At 45.6% G+C, this 1,027-nt stretch carries 1 protein-coding gene and 1 pseudogene; one reads left to right on the top strand and one right to left on the bottom strand.

Annotated features, from left to right (window positions below):
- The coding region (locus tag A3762_RS01595) for a DALR domain-containing protein (protein WP_156493121.1) at nucleotides 1-680 on the top strand (680 nt) is incomplete at its 5' end.
- A gap of 66 nt (nucleotides 681-746) precedes the next feature.
- On the opposite strand, the pseudogene A3762_RS01590 reads toward A3762_RS01595, so the two are convergent.
- A pseudogene (locus A3762_RS01590) lies at nucleotides 747-1,027 on the bottom strand (bifunctional methylenetetrahydrofolate dehydrogenase/methenyltetrahydrofolate cyclohydrolase); the annotation flags it as partial.

Here is a 1,027-nt window from a genome sequence, read left to right as displayed (position 1 = left end):
ATCATGAAAATGAGATTGCGCAGAGCGAAGCGGCTACTGGCGAAACCTATGTGAATTACTGGATGCATGCCGGCGCTGTCCGGGTTAATAAAGAGAAGATGTCTAAGTCTTTGGGTAACTTCTTTACTATTCGCGAAGTGCTTGAAAAGTACTCTCCTGAAGTGGTGCGTTACTTCCTCACATCAAGCCAATATCGCAGTCAAATTGATTATTCGGAAGCGAGCTTAGCGGAAGCGCAAAGCGCGCTAGATCGTATGTATCAATCTTTGCGTGGATTAGAGATTTCAGAAGTTGATCTTGAGGTCTCTTATGTTGACCGTTTCAAATCGGCAATGTGTGATGATTTCAATACGCCAGTTGCGCTAGCGGTGTTGTTTGATTTGGTTAAGGCACTTAATTCAGCGAAAGATGCAGCTGAGAAAAATCAGCTTGCATTTACGTTGAAGCAATTGGCTGGCGTTCTTGGTTTGCTTGAGTCGGATCCAGATGCTTATTTTAAACAAGCGCCGACACAAGATGGTGGACTGGCTGAAGATGAAATTGAAGCGTTGATTGCTCAGCGACTTCAAGCGCGTGCGGACAAAAACTGGGCTGAGTCAGATCGCATACGTGATGAGTTAGCCGAACAAGGCATTGTTCTTGACGATGGTAAAGATGGGACAACCTGGCGTCGCGCTTAGTTTACAAGTGTTTATGTGTAAAAAAGGCGACCTAAGGGTCGCCTTTTTTATTGATACGATATTGCTTTAGTCGTGAAGCTGCTCTGCAGCGTATAAGGTGTTTTCCATAAGTGTCGCTACTGTCATTGGTCCGACTCCACCGGGCACGGGAGTAATCCAACCAGCGCGTTCTTTTGTGATATCAAATTCCACATCACCAACAAGCGTCCCGTCTTCTAGGCGATTGATACCTACGTCAATAACAATAGCGCCGGGTTTAATCCATTCGCCTTTAACAAGGCCAGGTTTGCCAACCGCTACAACTACGATATCAGCTTGAGATACTTTTTCGGGAAGGTTTTGGGTGA

It is taken from the genome of Oleiphilus sp. HI0125 (genome assembly GCF_001635355.1).
This window is presented reverse-complemented; position numbering and strand designations above follow the sequence as displayed.